The sequence below is a fragment of the Microbacterium sp. Bi128 genome, from assembly GCF_918698205.1.
Genome location: NZ_CAKKMM010000405.1, coordinates 1 through 3,955, shown reverse-complemented (window position 1 = coordinate 3,955; position 3,955 = coordinate 1). Strand labels below are relative to the sequence as shown.

The 3,955-nt window shown below is 66.9% G+C and carries 4 protein-coding genes; all 4 read right to left on the bottom strand.

Annotated elements, in window-relative coordinates:
* Positions 1-415: DAK2 domain-containing protein (locus LQV45_RS19935; RefSeq protein ID WP_230008500.1), on the bottom strand; the 415-nt coding region annotated here is incomplete at its 3' end.
* A gap of 22 nt (positions 416-437) precedes the next feature.
* Entirely contained in the window at positions 438-1,493 is a 1,056-nt protein-coding gene (thiL, locus tag LQV45_RS19930; RefSeq protein ID WP_374208255.1) for a thiamine-phosphate kinase, read from the bottom strand.
* A 98-nt stretch (positions 1,494-1,591) separates the two neighbouring features.
* A complete protein-coding gene (locus tag LQV45_RS19925; RefSeq protein WP_230008498.1) occupies positions 1,592-3,739 on the bottom strand; it encodes a glycosyl transferase in 2,148 nt (715 codons plus the stop codon).
* Positions 3,740-3,752: 13 nt separating this feature from the next.
* On the bottom strand, positions 3,753-3,955 hold a 203-nt coding region (locus tag LQV45_RS19920), incomplete at its 5' end, for a hypothetical protein (protein ID WP_230008497.1).

Sequence of the window (3,955 nt, the reverse complement as noted above, 5' to 3'; positions counted from 1 at the left end):
GCATGGTGCCGGGCACGGGATCACTCAGCGCGGACCAGGCCCGGATCTGGGCCCGGTTCAGGGCCGCAGCCAGCAGGGGTGAGCTGATCCGGGTGTGCCCGGCCAGGGGTTCGGCGGCAGCGCAGAGGAAGACGGCGAACAGGGTTCCCGAGTTGCCGCGGGCCTGCTCCATGGCAACCTGGCCGGCCTGCGCCAGGACGGCGCCAACGTCATGCAGGGTCGGGTCCGGCGCCGCGTGCGCCGCCCCGTCCGGGTGTCCCGGCACGGCGGCGTCCGCGGCGTGGGCCGCGGCGCGGACAGTCAGGTAGAGGTTGGTGCCGGTGTCGCCGTCGGCTACCGGAAAGATATTGATGGCGTTCAGGCGGTCGCTGTGGTTGCCGAGCGTGGTTTCCGCCTTGCCCAACCACCGCTTCATCGCTTGCGCGTTGGCGGCAATCTTAGTCTGCAAAGTGATCCCATCCCACAGCGTCAGCGGGCCTGCCCGCGATCGTTACTCCCGTGCTTTCGGTTGGTGCAGGGGCCTCTACCGAGCCTATCGCAGTGAACCCGGGAGGGAGCGGAACCCCTGCCGGGAAAGTGGCGAGCAGCCCATGGTCTTCACCGCCGCCGAGGACCCAGGCCATCGGGTCTGCCCCCAGCAGCTCCGACGCCGGCAGCAGCGGGGCGGCCAGCTCCTTCAGGGCGGCGGCGTCCAGGTTCAGCATTGCGCGGCTGGCGGCCGCCATGCGGTTTCCGTCCCGGACCAGGCCGTCCGAGATGTCCATCATGGCGGACGCCCCCGCCTCACGGGCCAGCGGTCCGGCGGCGAGCGGCGGCTGCGGCCTGCACTGGGTGTCCAGGAGGGAACGCTGCCCGGCGGTCAGGGCGCCCACCGGGACGCTCGACTCCAGCAACGCCAGCCCGGCGGCGGCCCGGCCCACTGTTCCCGCCAGGGCCACGGTGTCCCCCGGCCGGGCCCCGGAGCGCAGGACGGGCTCCTTGCCGTCAAGGGTCCCCAGGATCGCCACGCTGACCGCCAGTTCGCGGCCGCGGCCGAGGTCGCCGCCCGCCACCGCGCAGGCCGGAGCCCCCAGGCCCCTGATGCCGGCCACGAGGCCGTCCGCGAAATCCTCCACCCAAGAGACGAGGGTCTCCGGCGGCATGGTCAGGCTGACCACAACGGACGTGGCCCGGGCGCCCATGGCGTTGATGTCGCTGAGGTTTTGCGCCGCGGCCTTCCAGCCGACGTCGTACCCGGTGGTCCGGTAGCCGTTGTTCCATTCGAGCCGGAAATCCTGGTCCGCCACCTGGGTGTCGATGCTCAGCACGGTCCGCCCGTCCGGCGCGGCGACAATCGCGGCGTCGTCCCCCGGCCCCAGCAGCAAGTACGACGCCGCCGCCGGTCCGCCATTGGGCTGCGGGATCGTGAGCCGCGGAAAGATGCGACCCAGCAGCTGGGACTCCGAGAGGCCGGCAACGGTCAGTGCGGCGTCCGCGGGCAGGGCATCGGGCACAGCCGTTTCGGGGACAGCGGTTTCGGGCACAGGTTCGGGCACAGTTTCAGGCACAGCCCTACGCTACCGCGAGGGACTGACCGTGCCGGGCCGTGGCTTCACGTGCTGAGTATTTCCTCCAGCCAGGCCTCGCCCGTGGACCGCATATCGAACCGCCCGACGTATTCGGCGGCGGCCCGTGACTCCTCTGCATACGCTTGGGGCGAACCGTTGAGGGCCGAGACCAGGGCCCGGATCTGGGACGTTGTCCCCCGGGTCCAGCGGTTGCTGAATATTTCATCCGCTCCGGGCCTCTGCCAGAACAGCGGTACGGCGCCTGATGCCATGCCCTCGGCGGGGGCGAGGTGAAAGCTCTCGTCCGAGCTGGGCGATAGGACATATCCGATCTTGCGCAGCCAGGAGGCCATGTCGGGGCCAAACGGTTCGAAGACCACGGCATCCCGCAGCGCCGGGGACCTGCCGATACGGTCAAAGATCTCCAGGTACGCCTCGCGTTGGAACGGCTTCTTCCATTCGTACGGATACTCCCACGGCATGCGTCCGCGGACATGCAGGGTGTACCTGGGGTCCTCATCCAACAGCTCCTCGAGCAGGTCAAGGGCGCGGTCCAGGCGCTTGCGCATGGGGACGATGCCCACCAGCCCCAGCCGGAAGCGATGATCCGGTTCCTTGGATCTGCGGAGGTCCATGACGTCCACGGCGTTCGGGATGACCCGGATGGCGGTGCCGGTCCAGCCGGTACTTGCACGGGTGCGATCCACGTAGAGCTGCGAGACGCAGATCAGGGAGTCAATGTTTTCGGCGGCCACGTCGCTCATCCAGGGGCCGTTGAGCTCGAACATGTGAAGACGCACAATGAGCTTCTGCCTCCGCCGTTTGTTGTTCGAGTACCAGACGGCGTTGGGCCCGCACCATTCACAGATGATCACGTCGGCCCAGTCCCTGAGCCGCTCGGACTCCTTGACGTCGTGCTGATGAAGTGAGGTCCAGTGGTCGAAGGCGAGTTCGATGTCGTCCCGCAACTCGAGGACGGACACCAGCTCGCCCGCAAACTTTAGGTCGTGACCGGCAATCAGCACCCGCGTCTTTTGCCTGGACCGCGGGCTGCGGGCGTAGTCGCCTTCGGACCGTTCGAAATAGGCCTTCAGCCGGGCCGCCGATGCTGAAATCGAGTAGTACCGGACACGATTGGACACTTCCTCCTTCAGCTCGGCAAGGGTTCCCCTCGCCGCCAGAAGCGTGCTGAGAACGCCCTCCGCCGAATCGTCGTCGACATACAGCGGATAGTCCGCGCCGAAAAGCTCCAGGTGCTGAGCATTGCGGTTCACCATCGGCGGCACCCCAAGGGCCGCGTACTCGAGCACCTTGGTCGAAATTTCGAGGCTGGCGTCCATGCTTCGATCCCGCCAGCTCAACCCGACGTCGTGCCGGCTGACTTCCTTTGCGGCCTCATCACGGGACATCCCGCCCAGCCAGTCGATCCCCGGCGAGCCCACCGCCGCCTCCATCGTGGCCGACCACTGCGGGTCCTGGAGGTCGTGCTGGAACTTGTCGCCGATCATCGTCAACGCCAGGGGAAGGTTGTGTTCCCCGGCCGTCACCGGGAGGGAGCACATTTCCAGGGTCCGCCATTTCCTGGCGAACTTGCCGGAGTAGACCGCACTCAGTTTCCGGCCGGTGCCGGATGAGCCTCCCCGCAGGTCAAAGTATTCATCGGGCACCATGGGCGTGAGGACCAGGGTCTTTCCCGCGGCCTCGGGAATCGTCGCCTCAACGTAGGAGCGTGCGGCCTCAGTCTGCACGAAGAAGCGCCGGCATTGTCCGACGGTCCTTCTGAGCACCGCGCGGTCTTTTTCGGAAAGCCGGGAGCCGGGATGGGCGATGTCCGTGATGTAGAGCCACGACTTGGGACCCAGGACTTTGGAGTTTGCGACGTGCGCCGCGACCTGGGTGCCTCGGGCGATCACGACGTCGAACGGCCGCTGCGCGTCAAGCTGGGCCATGCGCTGGGCTGCGGTGCGGGGCTGCAGCGCCTCGATGTCCGCGCTCTCGCCAGGTTGGGCGATTTCCACGCCGGGCATGTCAGCTATCCGGTCAAGCAGCCGCGTCTTCGACACGTGGGTCTTGAGAAGTACGCAGACTTCGGAGCCCGTTCGGGATAACGCCTCGGCCATGGAGACGAGCCAGACCGCGGACCCGTCGATGATGTTGAGGTCGACGTCCCCGTAGAGGAGGATCTTCCGCATGGACCCGGTGGTATCAGGGCGAGCCAATGAGCGCTCCTCTGTTCATTTTGGCAAAAGTTTCCAGCGAAGTGAGCAATCCGAACCGGTAGTCTTCGGTCCACTCCGCCAGGGATGAACGCTCCGAAAACACCACATCCGACGCTGCTTCGAAATCCGAGGTGTAGATATCGGCCTCCAACCGTGTTCTCACAAAATAGGCCGGCATCCCTTGGGACC